Below are 19,877 nucleotides of genomic sequence, written 5' to 3'. Positions count from 1 at the left end.
TCATATAATGTAAGAAAGCCCGCACTCGCGAACTTTCTATGTGTACTTGAATTAGACCTGTACTTTATTTAAAGCATCGAAGTATTCTTTATCATGTGGATACATTGGACGAATGAGATTTTTAAACTCTAGTTTTTCAACATTCTGGAAGGTAATTCCCGGGGTTAATGCCATAATGTCTCTTCCGGCTAGCTCTAGCTCCTCCGTATACAGATAGCCTTGTTTTACCACGATAATGTCGTAATCCTTGTAGTCTAAGCCAGCTGTTTCAAACTGTTGAATTTCTCGAAAAGCCGTGAGATGGTTGGCTACGACAACAAAGATTTCTGTCCCATCGATTTTCACTGTTACGGTATCCCCAATTTTATGAGGATAGGCGTAGAAGGTATTTAAATCTCCCATTGCCGTTATCACCCCAGTAATATCGACTGGCTGAGATTCCTCATCAATAGCCATTCCGAGTGAAAAATGGACATGATCACCTATTTTCTGAGTCATTAACCTTTTGCACGCTTTCGGGTCATTAATCGTTGCAAATAAAACCTTTTTATTGTTTAAGCTTTCTCGAGCAAGGAACATTTTTAATAGAAGAGTATTGTATGCAAACGATCCACCAGTTGCATTATCCCCTGCATCTGTCATAAACACTGGCCATTTGTCAGTAATAATAGCTTCCTCAACGGCTTCTTCTGGTTCTAGCGCGTACCCTGTGAAATGAAATACATCTCTATTCTCCATCGCAAAATCTGCAATTTCCTTTGCTTTTTGTGCTGCCAGCTCCTGATACTCGTCACTTTCAGGAACGACAATCACACCAGCCCCACATAGTGCACTATCCGCATGACTGTATCCAATATGATAGGAAGCACTCATAATTCCTTCTATTGTTTCGGTTTTATCTAAGAGCTCATTAATCCAGCACATCGGTTCATCCGCTGACACACTTCTTTGTCCTCCTACTAAAATCGGAACACGAACATATTCTGGTTTAAGAGGTCTTGGGTTTTTTAGTAGTTTGACAAATAATTCGGCGACATCATGGTGACACTCTTCTCTATCCCAGTGTGGAGATTGACGATAGCAGCGAATAATATTGGCGAGTTGAGTATAACGTTCTGTTACATTTCCATGAGGATCCATCGTAATCGCGATTGGCATATCAAACCCAACAATTTCACGGATTCTTTCAAGAATATACAACTCACCCGCATCCTCTTCTAAATCCACTACATGGCTAGCACCATGAAGGAAGAGCAATATGCCATCAAGTTCATCTTTTCTTTCTCTGACCGTATCGATCATCTTATTCGCTATAAACATAAATGCATCTTTTTCTATGTATCCATTCGCTCCACCATTTGCATAGATGGTAGGAATAGCTTCAATTCCATTTGCTTTAAAAACATCTTCACAGAACATATATTTTAGAACAACATCATCATACCCGATATCAAACTGATCAAGTGTCTCATAAAACGGGTTCCATGAATTTGATTCTGCAGTAAATGATCCAATTAGTACTTTCATATACAATTCCTCCAAGTAGATATTTTTGAATTTTTCGAATCCTTATTCTAAAACAATCTTACTTTCCCTTTTGCCATAAAACAAATACGCATAAATTATGTGAGTTATAACTACATGTTATAGCAATACTAGTCCTCGAGAGTTATAGACATTCTATTACTATATATATTGGCTTACAAAGTACTTGTAAGATTCTTTTCCAGGGTATATCTATTGAATGTCAGATTTTTTTATAAAAAAAAGCTCTATCACCTTTGTGATAAGAGCTTCCGATTAACTTTTCCCAATAAACACTTCTTTTTCATGCTGTAGCAACCATTCCTTCCGCCACAATCCACCCGCATATCCTGTGACTTCCCACTAGTACCAATGATTCTGTGGCATGGGATGACAATACTTAGCTTATTTCTACCATTTGCATGACCAACTGCTCTAATTGCTTTTTCATTGTTAATCTTTATAGCAAGTTCCTTATAAGTTCCTGTTTCACCAAACGTGATACTGGCTAATGCCTTCCACACTGTTTGCTGAAAATTTGTTCCCTCTAATTTGTAAGGAAAAGTGAATACTTGGCGTGTCCCCTTAAAATATTCATCGATTTGATTCAAACAATCTATTAATACTTTAGGGGTTTCCTCTTGAATGGTATGTTGAATCTGCTCCCGGTCTACGAACATGATGGAATAAATCTCATTCATTGATCCGATCATTTCTAATACTCCTATTGGTGACTGATAATCGATTATATATGTGTTAGTAGTCATAAAGAGACCTCCATAAATAGAAAGTCACATATGCTTGCCAACTTTCCCAATTTGTCGTAATTGCTCTATATTCATACATCGATGGTGAAAAAACATCTTATTATTTTTGTACTATAAGTACATTCAAATAAAACTCATAAATTGTCGAAATTAGTTTGTTAATACGAACAAATCCATGCTATTATTTATTATACTTTTAAACATTACTATCATTTTAGGAGAGAATATTCATGGCTTGGTACAGTTATTTTTTACTATCATTACCAGAAACACTAGCCGCGGTTGCACTAACTTTCGTGCTACTCGGAATTTCTATAAAAGCAAATGGACAGTCCTATTTATTATTATCAGTTTTATATTCTGCAATAGCATTTTTTGCGGATCAGTATATGACCTTTTCGTTTAAGGTTTATTTACTATTTGTTGTTGTTGCTATATTGGCCTCTTTATTCTTTAAATTAAAGATTATTCAAGGATTCTTGTTTGCTTTAATTTTTTATATTTTGATTTTCACGTTTCAGACAGTATTTATTCTTTTATATATACAATTATTTTCTTTAGAAATGGAAACTATATTAGCTAGTCCTTGGAAACGCATATTGATCGCTAACGCAACCAATCTTCCGATGGCTCTGGCTGCATATGTTTTCTATAAAAAGAACATAAAAATCCCGTATCTAGCTAGCAGGTTCCAATGAAAGGAATTGTTCCATTAATTTTTGTTGTACTGCTACAAATATTTTTAACCTTTATGTCTATTGGTTCTTTATATATTATGAAGGAAACCACGTTTATCCTTGGTGTTCCAGCAAGCATGTTCATCGTTATCTTATTAAATATTGCTTCTTTATTTATAATAGGAAAAATCTATCAAAGCGAAACCAAACAGAAAGTTCAACTCGCTGAAACTACTCATGAAAAGGAGTTTCATTCGTTAGTTGCTTCAGTACGGTCGGATCGTCACGACCTGAATAATCATTTGACGGTTATTTCTGGATTGTTAAAAATCGGAAATTACACCGAAGTTGAAAACTATGTGAAAGAATTAATTGGTGATATCCACATAAACAACCAAGTATTAAAAATCAATAATCCGATTCTTGCCTCTGTTCTTTTTACTAAAATGGAAAAGTTCAAGAGAGATCATATTGCATTTTTACTAAACATATCAAGCGAGGAGATTATGAAAATGATTTCCTCAACGGACTTTATTCGCTTAATGAGTAACTTGTTAGATAATGGCTATGACGCGACGATGGAATTACCAGAGGAACAACGAAAAATCTCTGTCCTAATACAGGAACTACACCGGACGGTTGTCATAGAAGTAAAAAATTCGAGTACACTAAAGAAATTTGACGAAACGTTTTTTCAGATTGAACAATCGACCAAGCCTAGAGAACAAAGTAGAAGCAGAGGCTTTGGGCTTTCGATTATTAAAGAAATTACACAAAAATACAACGGTGACGTACAAGTAAAAATTGATAAAGATCTAGTTTGCTTTAAAATTATTTTCCCAAAAAAAGTGGTTTAATAATGGATTCTCTTTTGTGAAAACGAGGATCCTTTTTTAAAGGGAGGTTGATTGGCCAACTTATGCACATTTGATGGTATGATTTGGACACGGATGCCTTCTAGTTCATATTTCTGTCCGAATGAGGGCTTTATTCGGACTCCGACTACCTTCATAATCCAATCCCTGTCCTTATCAGAGCTTCATTCGGACTCAACATCCATCCCAAACATAGTTAATAGTTGAATAAGACCACAGGTTATGGCAAAATATGCTTGTACACACTCGTGAAAGCGTGCACATTATGCTTATGATTGGTTAATGCGTTGATAATAGAGCATTGGGAACTATTCACTCAACAATTACCCTATCGTACACTTGGGAGGAAACACACTTGAGAACGATTAGACTAGGAAATAGCACATTAGAGGTACCAGTTGTTGCAGTGGGCTGTATGAGAATAAGTGCACTTGAAAAACCCGAAGTTGAGCGCTTTATAAAAACTGCATTAGAAGAAGGAGCTAACTTCTTTGATCATGCGGATATATATGGAGGTGGTGCTTGTGAAGAAATATTTGCAGATGCTATCAACATGAATGACGATATTCGTGAAAAAATGATCCTTCAATCCAAATGTGGCATAAGAAAAGGGATGTTTGATTTCTCTAAAGAATACATTTTAGAGTCAGTAGACGGCATTTTAAAGCGTCTTAAAACCGATTATCTGGATACACTACTTCTACACCGACCAGATGCTTTGGTTGAACCTGAAGAGGTAGCTGAAGCTTTTGATATCCTTGAAACATCTGGAAAGGTTCGTCATTTCGGCGTGTCAAACCAAAATCCAATGCAAATTCAACTTCTTAAAAAATATGTAAAACAACCTATTGTAGCTAACCAACTACAATTTAGTATCACAAATGCCACGATGATTTCTAGTGGAATTAACGTGAATATGGAAAATGAATCAGCGATTAATCGCGATGGCAGCATCCTTGATTTCTGTCGTCTAAACGACATCACGATTCAACCATGGTCTCCATTCCAATATGGTTTCTTTGAAGGAACTTTCTTAGGAAATGAAAAATTCCCTGAATTGAATCAACAAATTAATCAACTAGCAGAAAAATACAATGTAAGCAATACAACGATTGCGATTGCATGGATCCTACGTCATCCTGCCAAGATGCAACCTGTTGTTGGTACTACGAATCTAGATCGATTAAAGGATTGCATCCATGCTAGCGAAGTCCACCTTACTCGTGAAGAATGGTATAGCATTTATCGTGCAGCAGGAAATATCCTTCCATAAACATATACAAACACACTCGCACCACAAAGCCGAGTGTGTTATTTATTCACTTTCAACCCCAAAAAAGTTCAAAACTGTATTAGAAAAATCTCGATATAAACTAACTTTGTTCCTGCCAGACCTTATATCATGTGAATAGGATTTCATCGTTGTAAAAAAGTCTGGATTTATAGATACATACACTTTATGGATTTTATTATCTGCTTTTCGTACCTGGTCAGCTATCTTTTGATCTAACACTTCTGACAGACTTTCATTTTGGTATGGTTTAATAGCAACATACGCATTGTTGTTGGAGTAAATAACATTTGCTCGTTCTACTTCCTCTAATTTCTCAACATATTGTTCTGCTAGTTGTGATACCCTGATCGTAGGATCTACCTTTTCTGTTTCATCTTTTAAGATTCTAGCCTTTGCTTGGCTTATATTTGCTTTCTGATCCTCAGTTTCATTAGCATGATTATTAAATCCGCAGCCAGATAGAAAAAATGACATTACCGTTACAACTAAAAACAACATATATCTGTTCAAAGCACTCACTCCTGATCATTCTTTCAACCTATATGTTGGCTAAAAATGATAGATATATTCAGGATGAGAGGCTGTAACATGCAAAAAGTCCAACCGTAGCGGAAGGACCTTCTTACCTAGCTATTCATTATTTTTCTTAAAACCTCGTCGTAACAGATCTCATTTTAAACTAGCTGTATTCAACTTTTGAAGTAGTTGATTATAGAATGAATTTTATAAAATAAAATTTGAATCACAAGTAACAGCAAACGTTAGCCTTATAAAAGATGAAACAGACCAAGGCTTTAAGCTAGGTGTAACACTTCAAGTAAAAGGTACTGGTATTGAATGAGGTGTCTTAGAAGACTTAGTTCAAAAAGCTCATCATTTCTGTCCGTACTCAAAAGCAACTAGAGGAAATATCGACGTAACTTTAGAAATTGTAGAATAAGCACAAAAAAGGCTTTCGAGCAACTGTCGAAAGCCTTTTTACGTATCCATTTAAATGAATAATAACAAACTGAGTGCCATTACAGCCATTCCGCCGATTAACCCGTAGATGGATAGATGCGTTTCATCATATCTTTTCGCGGCAGGTAATAATTCATCAAGTGAAATAAATACCATAATTCCTGCCACAGCGGCAAAGATGATGCCAAACATTACATCGTTTAAGAAAGGCATCAAAAATAAATAAGCAACTAACGCGCCAACTGGTTCTGATAGTCCGGATAAAAATGACAGTTTGAATGCCTTTTTCTTATCACCAGTGGCAAAATAAACAGGCACCGAAACAGCAATCCCCTCAGGTATATTATGAATAGCGATCGCTACCGCTATAGCAATACCTAAACCAGGATCCTGCAAAGCTGAAGTAAACGTCGCAATCCCCTCAGGAAAGTTATGAATTGCAATTGCTAGCGCTGTAAAAGTTCCCATTTTTAAAAGGGCCTGATTGTTTGGTTTATCGTTCATATCCTCAACTTTTTTCAGCTCATGTGGATTTCCTTGTTTAGGGATAAATTTATCAATTAATGTAATTAACAACATCCCTCCGAAAAAACCCGCCACTGTCATCCAGTTACCTAACACATTTCCCATAGAACCTACAAGTGCATCCTTTGCTTTTATGAAGATCTCAATCATAGAAACATAGATCATCACACCTGCCGAAAAACCGAGAGTAACAGAAAGAAATTTTGTGTTGGTTGTAGAGGTAAAAAATGCTAATACACTACCAATCCCCGTGGCAAGCCCTGCCATTAAAGTTAACCCAAAAGCCAACAACAGATTCTCCGTCATTGTAATATCCTCCTTAATTATCGTTAAAGTTACTTGGACCAAGGATAATATGTTCCTTAATCAAACTTTTTCATAAAAAAATATAGCTATTTCACTAATCTTTATAAAGGATATGTGTGTGTATAAAAAATGTGCCATAAACTTTAAAAATTTCATGAGTAAACATTTGTTTCCCTAATACAACTTTTATTATATATTTTTCCCATCCGTACGGCAATCACTATTTTCATAGTTAAAAAAAAATGACCCCTTTATAAGGAATCATTAATGATCACGGTTCACGATATAATTCAATAAATGCCTTAAAAAAGGGATATTTCGCGGAATCTCCTGCAATGCTTGCGTTGCGAGACAGAAGTGCTCCCACATTTCCTTTTTTGCACCATCTTTCCCTAGAATAGAGACAAAGGTAGAATTATTATTTCCTGTATCTTGACCTGTAGGCTTTCCTAGCAGGTTCACATCACCTTCTACATCAAGGAGATCATCTTTGATTTGAAAAGCAATGCCAGCATGGCGTGCGTACTTTTTCAAAGCTTCTATTTCTGTTGGGCTTGCCTCCGCAAGAATGGCTGGCATAACCAGGGAAGCTTCAAACGCTAATCCGGTTTTATACATACTCAGTTGATTCAGTTGGTCTATGCTTAATTTCTTCCCTTTCGATCCAAGGTCCATCGCCTGACCTTGACACATAACCCCCGTCATTTGTGCTGAGTAATGTATAAGCTTTAATACCGTTTGGGGTTCATAGGAACCTAGAGATGCTTGTTCTTCCATCGCTTTCTGGGTCAAAAATATACCCGATATTTCAGCTACCGCTATGTTATATACATGGTGAAGGGTTGGCCTCCCTCTTCGAGTATCTGAATTGTCTTGAGAGGGAAGATCATCGAAAATGAGAGAAGCAGTATGCAAATACTCCAATGATTTTAATAAAGGAAGGATGGATTCCTTATTTAAACTGAATCCCTGTACCCCCATTACCCAAGCCATGATCGACCGCAGCCGTTTCCCATCACCTTCAAGGCTGTAATTAGATGCTTCAATAATCGATTGGTTAGGCACAGCTACATCTTTGTTATGAGCTATAGGTAAAAGGTTGTTGATTTCATTCCGAAGCTCGTCAATGGTATTTAGAAATTCCTCTTGCTCTTTCCTCTCGTTTCTTAGAGTCGTAATGATGTGATCTCGAAGTAATTTATCAAAGAAATCCACATCATCCGCTTTTCTAACCATCTTCTGTATGAGACGAGTAAACATTTGATTATCTGTAGCAAACATCACCATTACTTCATTGTACTTCTTAGTTCCCATTTTTTCTTTAAAGCGTTTTAAGCCATTGATGGCTCGATCCAAAATTACCTCGCATGTTTTCTTATCTGACTGAAAGACCTTATGTATAAGGTAGTAGATAACGGTCCAATACATTTCAAAAGGATTGATTAAATCATTTCGTACCCCTTTATACTTCATGTAATAGGTATATGGAGTGACCGCACCATCCTTCATATCATCAAACATATCTGCAAAATCATCTGCTAACTGATTATATATACCATAATAGAACGTACGATCCGAAAATCCCTCATCTTGAGGAGCATCCAGGACGGAACGTGCAATTAAACGTGACGAAGATGATTTTAAAATGATTGGTACATACAAATCTTCATTTGTATAAGCGGAATGAGATAAATCCCTCTGCCTATCTACTTCTTGAGATTGGAAAAAGACATACGATTGCTCGAAAAACAATGTCAGAGATTCAGGTCTTTGATGTGCTTTAATATATTCAAAAGCTGCACCTAACTCTTGATGTATAAAACGAATTAAAGGTTCGTTCTTTCCTGACCAGCCTCCTAATTCAGGCACAGTCCCTGTTGTTAGGGTCGTACGAATCAAATTCGTATACCACTGGGTCTCTTCATCCGACAACAGCTTCGCATCGAGAAGGTCGTCGATAAACGGATACGTTAAACCATAGCAATATCCTAGCCGGATCGCTTCATCCAGCTTTTTAGACCTTTCTTCAGAAGATATCTTGTCATCCATCTCTTCAAGAACATGCATAAGGACACCAGCAATGATTTTGATCAACTTCCTTTGAGCATGTTCTGCATCCATTCCCTCTGGAATATTCTCAGAAACGGTCTTCAACTTGCCTATTAACCAGATCATGGTTAACTCAATACCTTCCTCTTGAGCCTTCCGGTACAAGCCGGCCATTCCTAATAAATCATTTTGATTTTCTCCATTTAAAAGAATACTCTTCTTCCAACTATTTACCGTGCGGCTAATACTAGCCTGCGTCTCGGCAGAGTTTAATGATTTTCCGAGGTCTCTCATATAAAGATAAGAAATACTCCGGTCTAAGTAGTTCTCTAATTTACCCGTATGGTCTAACCATTGAAGGTAACTTTGATATCCTTTTGAACTTGCACGTTTCTCTCGATTAGAGAACATGGATAATAGGGAATGATGTCGAATATGATTGTGTTTCCACGAATGTATATCATTGATTAAGGCTTTTGCATAGGTTTTTTTTTCGATCTCATTATTAAGTGTTTGGAAATATCGTTCGGCCTTTTCTTCGGCCTGCCGATAACAAAGCTCTGCATTTATTATTAATTCATCAGTCATTCAACACATTCCCTCTACTAATGATCTTCTATATGTATTTAATATCGTAGTTTCCATATAATTATTCCATTTTTATCGTGTCATTTTATTCTATCATTATATATTTATTAGCCATAAAATTACCTTAAATTTTATGAAAGCTGTTTATAAATGGGATTCTCTCGACTTTTGTCATGAAACAATGTTTGCTTCTTTGAGTTTGATGTATACAATGAATGTATAACAAAGATAACCATGAAACCAAGCAATATGGATTTAGTTGTGAAAGGAAAGAAGAAAATGATTAGTAAGGCAGATGTTATAGAACGGTTACGCTCTTTATTAGGGAAGGAGCTTACTAGCGTAAATTTACACGAGGCAATCTTTTGTGAAGTTAAGCATCAAAAAATACTTCGGCGTTTTCATGTTGGTACGCACACTTATGTAGAGTTTAAATTGGATAAAAACAATGATACACCCGAATTTGTTGATATTACCATACCTGGAAACCCAAACACGTTTCGATTAGGTCTTGAAGAAAAGAATGGACAGCTGTTCATCGTATCTGAACCAAGAATTAACTTTTCATATTTAAGTTGATAGGAACCGCCCTAAGGTTGATCTTAGGGCGGTTTCTCATGACATTCAATCAATTATAACTTCTAATTAATCATTTTTAATCTCTGTTGAAACCTGCCAAGTCATATTAAATTTATCAGTTACCTGTCCATAAGCTGGACTCCAGAAGGTTTCTTGTAGTGGCATTAATACCTCTCCGCCATCTTGTAATTTTTCAAACACTGCTTTTGTTTTTTCAACACTATTAATTATTATTGCGATTGTTACTTGAGATCCAATCGGATACGGCTGTCCTGGGAATGTATCAGAAAGCATGAGATCAGAATTTCCTATCTTTAAATGTGCATTTAACACTCGGTCTTTTGCTTCAGGAGGAGTAGGGTATTCCGGATTGTCTGGCATATCTCCAAATGTCTGAAGAGAAACTACCTTTGCATCTATTGCATCTTCATAAAACTTAACCGCTTCTTGCCCATTTCCATTCAACACTAAATACGGATGAATTCCTAAAATCATAAGACACCTCTTTTTTAAATTTTATAGAACAAATGTTCTACAATAGAATACCAGAATAAGCCTATCTACGCAATATTTCTATAACTAGATTTTCCATTTTCCTCAAATAAAAAACCCGTACACTTTATCAAAGAGTACGGGTTTCATTTTATTTTTGAATTTCTACTGAGTCTCCAGTTGGACTATTATTTGCTTTTTCAGCTTTCTTTCCCCAATAATTTGCAAGAAGTGAGCCTGATACATTGTGCCATACACTGAAGATTGCTCCTGGTACTGCTGCCAGTGGAGAGAAATGTGCAGCAGCCAATGCCGCAGCAAGTCCAGAGTTTTGCATTCCCACTTCAATAGAAACCGCTTTTTGGTCACTGTAATCCATTTTCAACACTTTAGCTGCTAGGAAACCTAATAGATATCCTAATGCATTGTGTAAAATAACAACTGCTAAAATCAATAAACCACTTTCAAGAATTCTCTCTTTGCTTCCGCTAACAACCGCTGCCACAATGGCCACGATTCCGATAACAGACACTAACGGAAGAGCTTTAACGCTTTTCTCAACTTGAGTTCGGAACAGAGCTTTCACAATCAACCCTAAGATAATCGGTACAAGAACGATTTTGACAACAGATATAAACATAGCGCTTAGTGACACCGGTAACCATTTACTTGCTAATAAAAGAGTGATGGCCGGAGTTAGAATTGGAGCTAATAAAGTTGAAACAGATGTAATCGATACAGATAAGGCCGTGTTCCCTCTTGCTAAATACGTCATAACATTTGAAGATGTTCCCCCCGGGCAAGCTCCCACTAGAATCACACCTACCGCAACCTCCGGAGGTAGACCGAGACCATATGCCAGTGCAAATGCTAGTAAAGGCATAATTAAATACTGTGCCAATACACCGATAAATACTGCTTTCGGTTGTCTGAAAACCTCTTTAAAGTCATTTACCGATAACGTCATACCCATCCCAAACATGATCACTCCCAATAATAATGGGATATGAGGACCAATCCAAGTAAAACCTGTAGGAAATAATAATGCCAACCCTGCAAAAAGTAGTACCCAATAAGCAAAGGTATTTCCTGCAAATATTCCTGCTTTTTCTAATGCTTTCATAGTTGTATACCCCCTGTGAAAAATATAGTTTTCATTATACTCCAAACATTTATAATTTTGTAATATTTTTTGACAAATTTTTTTAGTAAAATTTTATAATAAAAAATGAGAGCCTTTACATCGTGATAGGCTCTCGTTTTTTACAAATCAAATATTTTTTTCTAAAGGCTGTTGCAGAAACGTCGAAATGCCTCTTGACCATATGCATCTCTTTTAAATACTCCCGCATCCTCAAGCACTCGTTGGAATTTCAACCCTACTTCTTTTCTTAACATTTCTTCTGCTGTATTATCCGACCATTCTGTTTCGTACTTGCTCTTTAATTCTTCCGCCCATGAGAGATGATAGTCTTTAACTAGTTCAGACTTTCCTAATACATACGCTTTTACTTCTTCTAATTCTTCCTTTAGTCTAGCAGGGAGAACCGCTAGTCCCATGACCTCTATTAGTCCGATATTCTCCTTCTTAATGTGGTGAACATCGCTGTGCGGATGGAAGATTCCTAATGGATGCTTTTCACTCGTTCGGTTATTTCTTAATACTAAATCTAACTCGAATTCCCCTTCTCGCATTCTAGCAATCGGAGTAATCGTGTTATGCCGTGTATCTCCGGAATACGCATGAATATCAACCTTTTCATCCGAGTAGCCCTTCCAACTAGTCAAAATATAATCCGCTGCTAGTATCAGTTCTTCTTTATTTCGTGATCGTAAGCGAATGACCGACATCGGCCACTTGACTGTTGCCGCGGATACATTTGAGAATTCCTTTATTTGAAAAGAATACTCTTCGTCGGCTCTTGCCATCGCAAACTCATAATTCCCACCTTGGTAGTGATCATGTGTTAATATTGATCCACCTACAATCGGAAGATCCGCGTTTGAACCAACGAAATAATGTGGAAACTTTTCGACGAACGATAATAATCTTTCAAATCCTTTTCGAGATATGTTCATATCACGATGCTCTTTGGAAAGCACAATACAATGTTCGTTATAATACACATATGGAGAATACTGAAGATACCATGGCTCATGCTCGAGCTCTAGTCGAATCATTCGATGATTAGAGCGAGCTGGGTGACCAACACGTCCCACGTAGCCCTCGTTTTCTTCACATAGGAGACATTTTGGATACTGCACATCCTGCTTTTTCTCTTTTTCTAAGGCAATTTGTTTTGGATCCTTTTCTGGCTTCGACAGATTGATGGTAATATCTAGTTCACCGTATGGCGTATCTGTTTTATAACTAATATTCTTCGCAATACTTTTTGTTTGGATATAATTGCTATTTTGACTCAATTGGTAAAAGTACTCTGTTGCACATGTTGGGTCTTTTTCATAGTGACGGTAAAATCGACGATTCACATCCGAAGGTCTTTGTACTAAAACATTCATGAGCTTGCTTGAAAAGATTTCCTTATCTGCATCGAGGATACCAACCATCCCTTTTTCAAAGGCATACTGAACGATTTGCTCTAATACATCTGGAATACTTGCTCCCTTTAACCTTTCCATTTTCTCAGGGTAATCAGCTAGTTGTAAAAGAGACATTAGCTGGTTTCTTGCATATATTTCATCTTCCGGTTCAATCATTTCACATTCCATCGATTGGTCAAGTAGTGATTGAATCAATGCATGTATTTTCATGGAGTCTTTCTCCTTCCATTACTTTTCGTACCCATTTGGATGTGACTGATGCCAGCTCCATGCGTCCTCAATAATTTGATCAATATTGGTACGCTTAGGGCTCCAACCTAGAATCTGTTTTGCCTTTTCAGAAGAAGCAATTAACTTTGCTGGATCTCCTGCTCTTCTTGCCACGATTTTTTCAGGTATGCTATGCCCCGTAATTTTCCTAGCTGTCTCGATAATTTCCAACACGGAGAATCCTTGGTTACTTCCAAGATTGAACACATTACTCTCTCCACCATTTTCTAAATACTTGAAAGCAAGAATATGTGCGGCAATTAAATCCTCTACATGTACATAATCACGGATACAAGTTCCATCTGGCGTATTGTAGTCATCCCCGAACACAGAGATGAACTCTCTTCGCTCGAGAGCCACTTGTAACACTAACGGAATCAAATGCGTTTCTGGTGTATGGTCCTCTCCCACTTCTCCAGTAGGTCTTGCTCCTGCTACATTAAAGTAGCGAAGCGCCACATACTTCATGTCATAAGCTCCACTGCACCATTTCAGCATTTTTTCCATCGTTAATTTCGTCTCTCCATATGCATTGGTCGGAAGTGTTGGCGTATCCTCTGTAATCGGCATGATTTTTTGATCACCATATGTGGCTGCAGTTGATGAAAAGACAATATTCTTCACATCAAACTCATTCATGACTTCTAGTAACACTTGCGTCCCATATACATTATTATCAAAATACAGTAGTGGCTTTTCCATGGATTCACCAACAAGGGAATTGGCTGCAAAATGGAGAACCCCTTCAATTTTTTCCTTTTGAAAAACAGAGGTTAAAAACTCTTTTTCTCTTATATCCCCTTTATAAAAAGTGGCTTGAGGATGGATGGCCTGTTCATGTCCTGTTTGGAGATTATCAATCACAACCACCTTGTATCCTTGATCGATTAGCTGGTGTACTGCGTGCGAACCAATATATCCTGCCCCACCTAACACTAATACGCTCATCCTATCAACTCTCCCTTAAGCTCTTTCGTTCCGTCCCCAATACTTGCTACATAGAAGGTTGCTTCATATCCAATTTTTTCTAAATAACTTTCACCGACTTCTTTAATAAATAAATCAACGCAATTCTTTTCTACTAGAGCAATGGCACAGCCTCCAAACCCTGCCCCAGTCATTCGTGCACCAACTGTCCCTTTTTGGCTCCAAGCAGTACTTACAAGTGTATCCAGTTCAATACCTGTTACTTCGTAATCATCTTTAAGAGAAGTATGAGAAGCATTCATCAGTTCTCCAAAGGAAGCAAGGTTTCCTTCCTTTAGAGCTTTCAAAGCCTTAATCGTACGACCATTTTCATACACGGCATGCTTTGCTCGCTTTTCTAAAAGTTCATCTCCAATCAACTCACGATTCGCTTCAAATTGTTCTTCCGTTAAACTACCTAATGCCTCGATATCCAATTTCGCTTGCAAACAGACAAGAGCTTCTTCACATTGTGCTCGGCGCTCATTGTACTTCGAGTCAGCTAACTCGCGACGCTTATTTGTATTCATAATAATAATCTTGTGGTTTTCTAGATTAAGAGGTGCATATTCGTAAGTAAGAGTCTGACAATCTAATAAAATGCCACAGTTTTCCTTCCCCATGCCAATCGCAAACTGATCCATGATACCACTGTTTACACCTATAAATTTGTTTTCTACCTTCTGTCCTAGCTTTACAAGCTCAACTCTGTCAATTTTCAGATCGTATACCTCATCAAGGATGACACCCATCAACATTTCTAGTGAGGCAGAAGATGATAGACCCGCACCATTTGGAATGTTCCCATTGATTAAAAAGTCAAATCCGTTTGGCAGAATTCCGAAACTTTCCTGAACGTAACGAATCATACCTTTTGGATAGTTTGCCCAATTGTGAGCGGCATCATATTCCAAGGAATCTAATGAAAATTCAATGATCCCCTTTTCTGGAAAGTTCTCTGAATACATACGAACCAAACGGTCTTCCCTTTCCCTTACTAATCCGTACGTTCCGAAAGTAATGGCAGCCGGAAACACATTCCCTCCATTGTAATCCGTGTGTTCTCCGATAAGGTTAATTCTCCCTGGTGAAAAAAAGAGTCGCACATGATCTTCTACTTTAAATATCTCTACAAACTTCTTAAATAATTCCTGTTTCTCCATGGTTATCATCCTTCCACTTCTTCTAGTAAAAATCTAATGAATATCTTTAACAATGGTTTTAAATATCAGATAAATGAAAACGTCTACACTGTTTATTTTATTCTTTAAGTAAACTTTAGTCAATGTTTTAGTAAAAATTTTATTAGTGAACAAAGATTTTGCAGATGGATTCTTCAATAGAAAAGAACTAGCACAAGATAAATAACCAATACTTCATCATTTTTACCTCCTATTAAGGGAATATTATTGATACTGTCACAATTTATAGGAGGACCTAAATATGACATTAGAATCCAATATGGAACATAAAACGATCTGTTTCAGTGAATACGATGAATTAAAACGAGTGATCTGCTGTCAGCCGCAGTACATGACGATCAGGGATGTGATTAATGAGACCCAAAAGCACTTTCAAAATGAAGGAATACATATTGAAACTGCATTAGAACAGCATAATCAAATGGTCCAAATGATGCGGAATCACGGCATTGAAGTTATTTTGCTTCCTTACCATAAGAAATACCCGGAACAGGTTTTTACAAGGGACATAGGGTTTACACTCGGACATACTGTATTTGTAGCCGATATGGCAAGTGATGTGAGGCAGGGAGAAGATAATGTATTAAAACAGTGGCTGGAGGATGAAGGATTCTCCTACTATAATATTGTAGGAGATCAGATTGAAGGCGGAGATGTAATTATTGATAGAGACACCGTGTACATTGGGTTAAGTGATCGGACCAGCCAGCAGGCAGTTGATCACTTAAAACATCTTCTGCCCCAGTTTGATGTTAAAGGCATCGAGTTCAAGGCAGAATATTTACATTTAGACTGTGTCTTTAATGTTGTATCACCAGAGCTAGCCCTTATCTTCCCCGAAGCTTTGACAAAAGAAGACTTCGACATTTTTGGATCAAGATACGAACTGATAGAAGTTTCTGATGAAGAACAGTTCACTCTTGGGACTAATGTGCTTGGAATAGGAAATAAGCGAATCTTGAGCTTGCCCGTAAATAAAAATGTAAATAAGCAGCTTCGTGACCGTGGCTTTGAAGTAATAGAAGTTGATATAACTGAAATTATTAAGTCAGGAGGCTCTTTCCGCTGCTGTACGCTGCCTATTCTTAGGTCAAGGTCAAATTCATAGGTCAACGTCTAAGAATAACTTTCTCACTAAAATTTTATCAAAGAAAAAATGGCATACTCCATTCGTATGCCATTTCTTTGTTTCTATCTGTTATGGATTTTACTAAAAGCTACTGTCACGAATAATCAACTCTGTTCCCAGTTGCACCTTCTTGGACACTTTACGTCCCATCACTCGTTCCATAACTAAATCAACCGCAACTTCTCCCATCATTTCAGTATGGACTTTTAATGTTGATAGTGATGGATAAATATATTTTGAAACACTAATATCATTCAAACCAATGATATTCACTCTGTCTGGAACCACAATATTTTCTTCATGTAATGCTCGGAGCGCTCCAATGGCAAGAAGGTCATTTCCGGCAAAGAAAGCCGTTGGTAACGTTTCTTGGTGCTCAAGGATCGCTTGTTTCATTAATCGATATCCGTCTTCCACTGAAAAGGATCCTGTGTAAATAAAGCGGTCGTTCCATAATTCCTTCTCATTCATATAGCTATAAAATGTCTTCTCACGAAGGTCTGTGATTTCACCTGATTGATCTCGGTAGTATTCTTGACCACCAATATACCCGATGGAAGTGTGTCCTTTATCCAATAGATAATCAACGATCTTTTTAGTGGCCTTATCAAAGTCAGTAATAACTGAGTCATACGAGTCATCCATCAAACTATGATCTACTAAAACGATGTGTTCACTAATCTCCGCAAGAGCCCTTACTTGGTTTTCACTGAACTTTCCTATTGCGATAATTCCTTGAATATTTTCCTGCTTTAACTCCTCGATATCATTGTAAAAATACTTTACGATTTGTGCATCCAGCTGCTGACATCTTGTTTCTATTCCAAACCGTATTGACATATAATATAAATCTTCGAGTTCCTCTTTCTCTGTATACCAATGAACAATCGCAAACTTTGAAGGGCTTGATTTTCGTACAACTCGACGTTTATATTCGAGTTTTTCTGCAACTTCAAATATCTTTTTTCTTGTTTCATCCGTAACCGAAAGTGAAGAATCATAGTTCAATACACGGGAAACAGTAGCAATAGATACACCGGCCTTTTCTGCAATATCTTTGATCGTGGCCATATCATCACCTCTATCTCGCTAATCTCATATATTTATCATTCCATATCCCTATATAAAAAGAAAGGATTAAATTAGAAAATGAAACAAGGTCTGCCCCCTGTCAAGGAGGTCAGACCTCGTTTGGCATCATGTTTAGTTGATATCTTTCACCTTGTATAAGTAAAAATCATCTACGCTTCCCCATGCCCCTCCATCTGCTTTTATGCTAGCTCCGATCGTAATCGTCCCATCTAGCACTAGAATATCAGACACTAACGGATGACTCCAGTTCACCCAACCGTTAACAAAGGTTTGCGTTTTGTATTCTTGACCACCTGCGAATGCGTACAAATACATATCCGAGTTATTGGCATCTCCACCCTGTAAAAACATTGAAAGATTATAGTAACCCGGCTCTAATCCCATAATTTTCTGTTCTACTGTAAAATTCACTTCTTCTCCAGAATAAAAATGAAGGGAGTAATTCCCAGACTTTGCATCAGTAGACTTATATTGAAAATCAGTATGGGGTACGGTTCCATTCTTATATTGGATGTTCCACATAGTTCTATCATTTTCTTCAAAGCTTGAATTCATCACAAAATTTTCAGGATTAATTGTAAGTTGAAGTTTGACTGTTCCTCCACCTTCTACTTCACCGTTCAACGCATAGCTACCAACGCCAGTCTTAATCGCTTGTTGCACTGCTTCTTCGTCCCAAGTGACACGAACAGACCCTGAGCTTCCATTATTGTAGGTAACCTGTACCGTTGTTGGCAATGTAATCTCTTCACCTGCAATGACACTTAGTGAAACATCCTTTATTTCGTCAATTTTTAAAGGTGCCACCGACCCTGTATCAACATATTTAAATACATTCAGAGAGGATAACGGACGACCGTAAAAATCAAACAGCGCTTGATTGTCAACCGCGCTTCCACCATACCAGTGGCCCGCATCTTTTGGGTCATATTCTGCCGCATAACTAGTTGCCCAGCCTGATCCATATTTCTCCCATAACTGTTGGTTTTTCTTTAGCTTTTTATCTGGAGCTGCAGGTTTCCAAGCCGGCTCCCAATAGAAAACGCCTATTCCTGCTTCCCCTACATTAGCCACCGCCTCGATGACATCACGAACAGCTGTCGCTTGTCCTTGTACCGTGATTGGATAATTTAATGTTTGCCCTGAATCCTTTGGTGCTGTATTTCCATGGCCGTCTCCATCCTCTTTTGTATATGTATAGGAGGTTTCTGCAACCATTACTTTCTTTTCGTACGTATTTGCCACATTCTTTAGAACGGAGGTCAAATTCGATAAAGTTCCGTGCCAGAAAGGATAGTAGGAGCTTGCAAATACATCATAGTCCACTTCATTTTCTTGAAGTGTTTTGGCGATAGAAGCGTATCTACCTGAAGACTCTGGGTTGGTAAAGTGTAAGGCCACTAACATGTTAGAATCAAGTTCTCTTACGGCTTTGCTTCCTGCATTGAATAATTGGCTCATCGCTCCCCAAGTTTTCTCTCCCGCAAGACCACCATTGGTTTCGTTTCCGATTTGCACCATGCCAATATCGATTCCTTCATCCATCATGGCTTGTAAGCTCTCTTTTGTATATTCATAGAGTGCTACTTTCTTTTCCTCTAAGTTCAGGTTTTTCCAAGCCTTCGGTGCCTGCTGTTTCGCTGGATCTGCCCAGAAGTCTGAGTAATGGAAGTCTACTAACAGTTTCATGTTATTGGCGGTTGATCTTTTTCCAATTTCTATTGCCTTTTCTATATCATTATTCCCGCCGCCATACCCACGGCCTTTTGAATCGTAAGGGTCATTCCATACTCGCACACGAACATAATTCACTCCTGCATCATGTAACGTTTTAAAAATGTCCTGTTTTTTCCCTGCTTCATTATAAAATTTGACTCCACTGTCTTCTAAAGCGATGATACTAGACACATCCACCCCTTTAATAAAATCCTCATCGATTCCCATTACTCTTTTTACGAAAATATCACTTTCCACTGGATTTACCTGTGCATCCCCTTCGCTAGGATGAAAGAACACGGAA

Annotated in this window: 16 protein-coding genes and 3 pseudogenes; 6 read left to right on the top strand and 13 right to left on the bottom strand. The window is 37.6% G+C overall.

Going from position 1 to position 19,877, the window contains the following annotated elements; all coding sequences use genetic code 11:
* Positions 1-51: 51 nt before the first annotated feature.
* Entirely contained in the window at positions 52-1,527 is a 1,476-nt protein-coding gene (locus tag ACVBAX_RS12010; protein WP_447117236.1) for a M81 family metallopeptidase, read from the bottom strand.
* A gap of 273 nt (positions 1,528-1,800) precedes the next feature.
* Positions 1,801-2,291 (bottom strand): annotated as a pseudogene (locus tag ACVBAX_RS12005) (methylated-DNA--[protein]-cysteine S-methyltransferase).
* A 230-nt stretch (positions 2,292-2,521) separates the two neighbouring features.
* On the opposite strand from ACVBAX_RS12005, the gene ACVBAX_RS12000 reads away from it, so the two are divergent.
* The 3 genes from ACVBAX_RS12000 (at position 2,522) to ACVBAX_RS11990 (ending at position 5,116) form a co-directional block, all read left to right on the top strand.
* Entirely contained in the window at positions 2,522-2,989 is a 468-nt protein-coding gene (locus ACVBAX_RS12000) for a hypothetical protein (protein WP_447117235.1), read from the top strand.
* Complete coding sequence (locus tag ACVBAX_RS11995) at positions 2,986-3,825, top strand: sensor histidine kinase (protein WP_447117234.1); 840 nt, start codon at positions 2,986-2,988, stop codon at positions 3,823-3,825. Before ACVBAX_RS12000 ends, ACVBAX_RS11995 begins: the two co-directional genes overlap by 4 nt.
* A 373-nt stretch (positions 3,826-4,198) precedes the next feature.
* The gene (locus ACVBAX_RS11990) at positions 4,199-5,116 is read left to right on the top strand and encodes an aldo/keto reductase (protein ID WP_447117233.1); all 918 of its coding nucleotides are present in this window, start codon (positions 4,199-4,201) and stop codon (positions 5,114-5,116) included.
* A 42-nt stretch (positions 5,117-5,158) separates the two neighbouring features.
* On the opposite strand, the gene ACVBAX_RS11985 is transcribed toward ACVBAX_RS11990, so the two are convergent.
* A complete protein-coding gene (locus tag ACVBAX_RS11985) occupies positions 5,159-5,647 on the bottom strand; it encodes a YhcN/YlaJ family sporulation lipoprotein (RefSeq protein WP_447117232.1) in 489 nt (162 codons plus the stop codon).
* A gap of 229 nt (positions 5,648-5,876) precedes the next feature.
* On the opposite strand from ACVBAX_RS11985, the pseudogene ACVBAX_RS11980 reads away from it, so the two are divergent.
* A pseudogene (locus ACVBAX_RS11980) lies at positions 5,877-6,077 on the top strand (Organic hydroperoxide resistance protein OhrA); the annotation flags it as partial.
* A 50-nt stretch (positions 6,078-6,127) separates the two neighbouring features.
* Here ACVBAX_RS11980 and zupT read toward each other — a convergent pair.
* The gene (gene zupT / locus ACVBAX_RS11975) at positions 6,128-6,928 is read right to left on the bottom strand and encodes a zinc transporter ZupT (RefSeq protein WP_430776406.1); all 801 of its coding nucleotides are present in this window, start codon (positions 6,926-6,928) and stop codon (positions 6,128-6,130) included.
* 264 nt (positions 6,929-7,192) lie between these two features.
* Positions 7,193-9,565 carry a polyprenyl synthetase family protein gene (locus ACVBAX_RS11970; protein WP_447117231.1) on the bottom strand — a complete coding sequence of 791 codons (2,373 nt, stop codon included), beginning with the start codon at positions 9,563-9,565 and terminating at the stop codon, positions 7,193-7,195.
* A gap of 279 nt (positions 9,566-9,844) precedes the next feature.
* On the opposite strand from ACVBAX_RS11970, the gene ACVBAX_RS11965 reads away from it, so the two are divergent.
* Complete coding sequence (locus ACVBAX_RS11965; protein ID WP_430776408.1) at positions 9,845-10,144, top strand: hypothetical protein; 300 nt, start codon at positions 9,845-9,847, stop codon at positions 10,142-10,144.
* Between the two features lie 66 nt (positions 10,145-10,210).
* Here the strand turns inward: ACVBAX_RS11965 and ACVBAX_RS11960 are convergent, their stop codons facing one another.
* The 5 genes from ACVBAX_RS11960 to ACVBAX_RS11940 all read right to left on the bottom strand — a co-directional run bounded on the left by ACVBAX_RS11960 (position 10,211) and on the right by ACVBAX_RS11940 (position 15,597).
* A complete protein-coding gene (locus tag ACVBAX_RS11960; RefSeq protein ID WP_430776409.1) occupies positions 10,211-10,639 on the bottom strand; it encodes a VOC family protein in 429 nt (142 codons plus the stop codon).
* A gap of 148 nt (positions 10,640-10,787) precedes the next feature.
* The gene (locus ACVBAX_RS11955; protein ID WP_447117230.1) at positions 10,788-11,759 is read right to left on the bottom strand and encodes a bile acid:sodium symporter family protein; all 972 of its coding nucleotides are present in this window, start codon (positions 11,757-11,759) and stop codon (positions 10,788-10,790) included.
* A gap of 161 nt (positions 11,760-11,920) precedes the next feature.
* Positions 11,921-13,408: a UDP-glucose--hexose-1-phosphate uridylyltransferase gene (gene galT, locus ACVBAX_RS11950; RefSeq protein WP_447117229.1), complete on the bottom strand. Its 1,488-nt coding sequence runs from the start codon at positions 13,406-13,408 to the stop codon at positions 11,921-11,923.
* A gap of 18 nt (positions 13,409-13,426) precedes the next feature.
* Positions 13,427-14,416: a UDP-glucose 4-epimerase GalE gene (gene galE, locus ACVBAX_RS11945; protein ID WP_447117228.1), complete on the bottom strand. Its 990-nt coding sequence runs from the start codon at positions 14,414-14,416 to the stop codon at positions 13,427-13,429.
* The gene (locus ACVBAX_RS11940; RefSeq protein ID WP_447117227.1) at positions 14,413-15,597 is read right to left on the bottom strand and encodes a galactokinase; all 1,185 of its coding nucleotides are present in this window, start codon (positions 15,595-15,597) and stop codon (positions 14,413-14,415) included. The genes galE and ACVBAX_RS11940 overlap by 4 nt, the downstream gene beginning before the upstream one ends.
* Positions 15,598-15,877: 280 nt before the next feature.
* On the opposite strand from ACVBAX_RS11940, the gene ACVBAX_RS11935 reads away from it, so the two are divergent.
* Positions 15,878-16,744: a dimethylarginine dimethylaminohydrolase family protein gene (locus ACVBAX_RS11935; protein WP_447117226.1), complete on the top strand. Its 867-nt coding sequence runs from the start codon at positions 15,878-15,880 to the stop codon at positions 16,742-16,744.
* Between the two features lie 102 nt (positions 16,745-16,846).
* On the opposite strand, the gene ACVBAX_RS11930 is transcribed toward ACVBAX_RS11935, so the two are convergent.
* The 3 genes and pseudogenes from ACVBAX_RS11930 to ACVBAX_RS11920 all read right to left on the bottom strand — a co-directional run.
* Positions 16,847-17,836 (bottom strand): LacI family DNA-binding transcriptional regulator, encoded by a 990-nt coding sequence (locus tag ACVBAX_RS11930; protein WP_447117225.1) that lies wholly within the window; start codon positions 17,834-17,836, stop codon positions 16,847-16,849.
* 132 nt (positions 17,837-17,968) lie between these two features.
* Positions 17,969-18,664: an Ig-like domain-containing protein gene (locus tag ACVBAX_RS11925; RefSeq protein ID WP_447117359.1), complete on the bottom strand. Its 696-nt coding sequence runs from the start codon at positions 18,662-18,664 to the stop codon at positions 17,969-17,971.
* A pseudogene (locus tag ACVBAX_RS11920) lies at positions 18,662-19,822 on the bottom strand (arabinogalactan endo-1,4-beta-galactosidase); the annotation flags it as partial. The pseudogene ACVBAX_RS11920 and the gene ACVBAX_RS11925, both read right to left, overlap by 3 nt.
* Positions 19,823-19,877: the final 55 nt, after the last annotated feature.

Source organism: Robertmurraya sp. GLU-23 (assembly GCF_052983275.1).
Note: the sequence above shows the minus strand (reverse complement) of the source record. Positions and strands in the feature narration are given on the sequence as shown.

What these genes read in the sequence shown, in the direction of transcription:
- ACVBAX_RS12010 (WP_447117236.1), bottom strand. Translation starts at nt 1,527, where the DNA reads ATGAAAGTACTAATTGGATCATTTACTGCAGAATCAAATTCATGGAAC.
- ACVBAX_RS12000 (WP_447117235.1), top strand. Translation starts at nt 2,522, where the DNA reads ATGGCTTGGTACAGTTATTTTTTACTATCATTACCAGAAACACTAGCC.
- ACVBAX_RS11995 (WP_447117234.1), top strand. Translation starts at nt 2,986, where the DNA reads ATGAAAGGAATTGTTCCATTAATTTTTGTTGTACTGCTACAAATATTT.
- zupT (WP_430776406.1), bottom strand. Translation starts at nt 6,928, where the DNA reads ATGACGGAGAATCTGTTGTTGGCTTTTGGGTTAACTTTAATGGCAGGG.
- ACVBAX_RS11970 (WP_447117231.1), bottom strand. Translation starts at nt 9,565, where the DNA reads ATGACTGATGAATTAATAATAAATGCAGAGCTTTGTTATCGGCAGGCC.
- ACVBAX_RS11965 (WP_430776408.1), top strand. Translation starts at nt 9,845, where the DNA reads ATGATTAGTAAGGCAGATGTTATAGAACGGTTACGCTCTTTATTAGGG.
- ACVBAX_RS11960 (WP_430776409.1), bottom strand. Translation starts at nt 10,639, where the DNA reads ATGATTTTAGGAATTCATCCGTATTTAGTGTTGAATGGAAATGGGCAA.
- ACVBAX_RS11955 (WP_447117230.1), bottom strand. Translation starts at nt 11,759, where the DNA reads ATGAAAGCATTAGAAAAAGCAGGAATATTTGCAGGAAATACCTTTGCT.
- galT (WP_447117229.1), bottom strand. Translation starts at nt 13,408, where the DNA reads ATGAAAATACATGCATTGATTCAATCACTACTTGACCAATCGATGGAA.
- galE (WP_447117228.1), bottom strand. Translation starts at nt 14,416, where the DNA reads ATGAGCGTATTAGTGTTAGGTGGGGCAGGATATATTGGTTCGCACGCA.
- ACVBAX_RS11940 (WP_447117227.1), bottom strand. Translation starts at nt 15,597, where the DNA reads ATGGAGAAACAGGAATTATTTAAGAAGTTTGTAGAGATATTTAAAGTA.
- ACVBAX_RS11935 (WP_447117226.1), top strand. Translation starts at nt 15,878, where the DNA reads ATGACATTAGAATCCAATATGGAACATAAAACGATCTGTTTCAGTGAA.
- ACVBAX_RS11930 (WP_447117225.1), bottom strand. Translation starts at nt 17,836, where the DNA reads ATGGCCACGATCAAAGATATTGCAGAAAAGGCCGGTGTATCTATTGCT.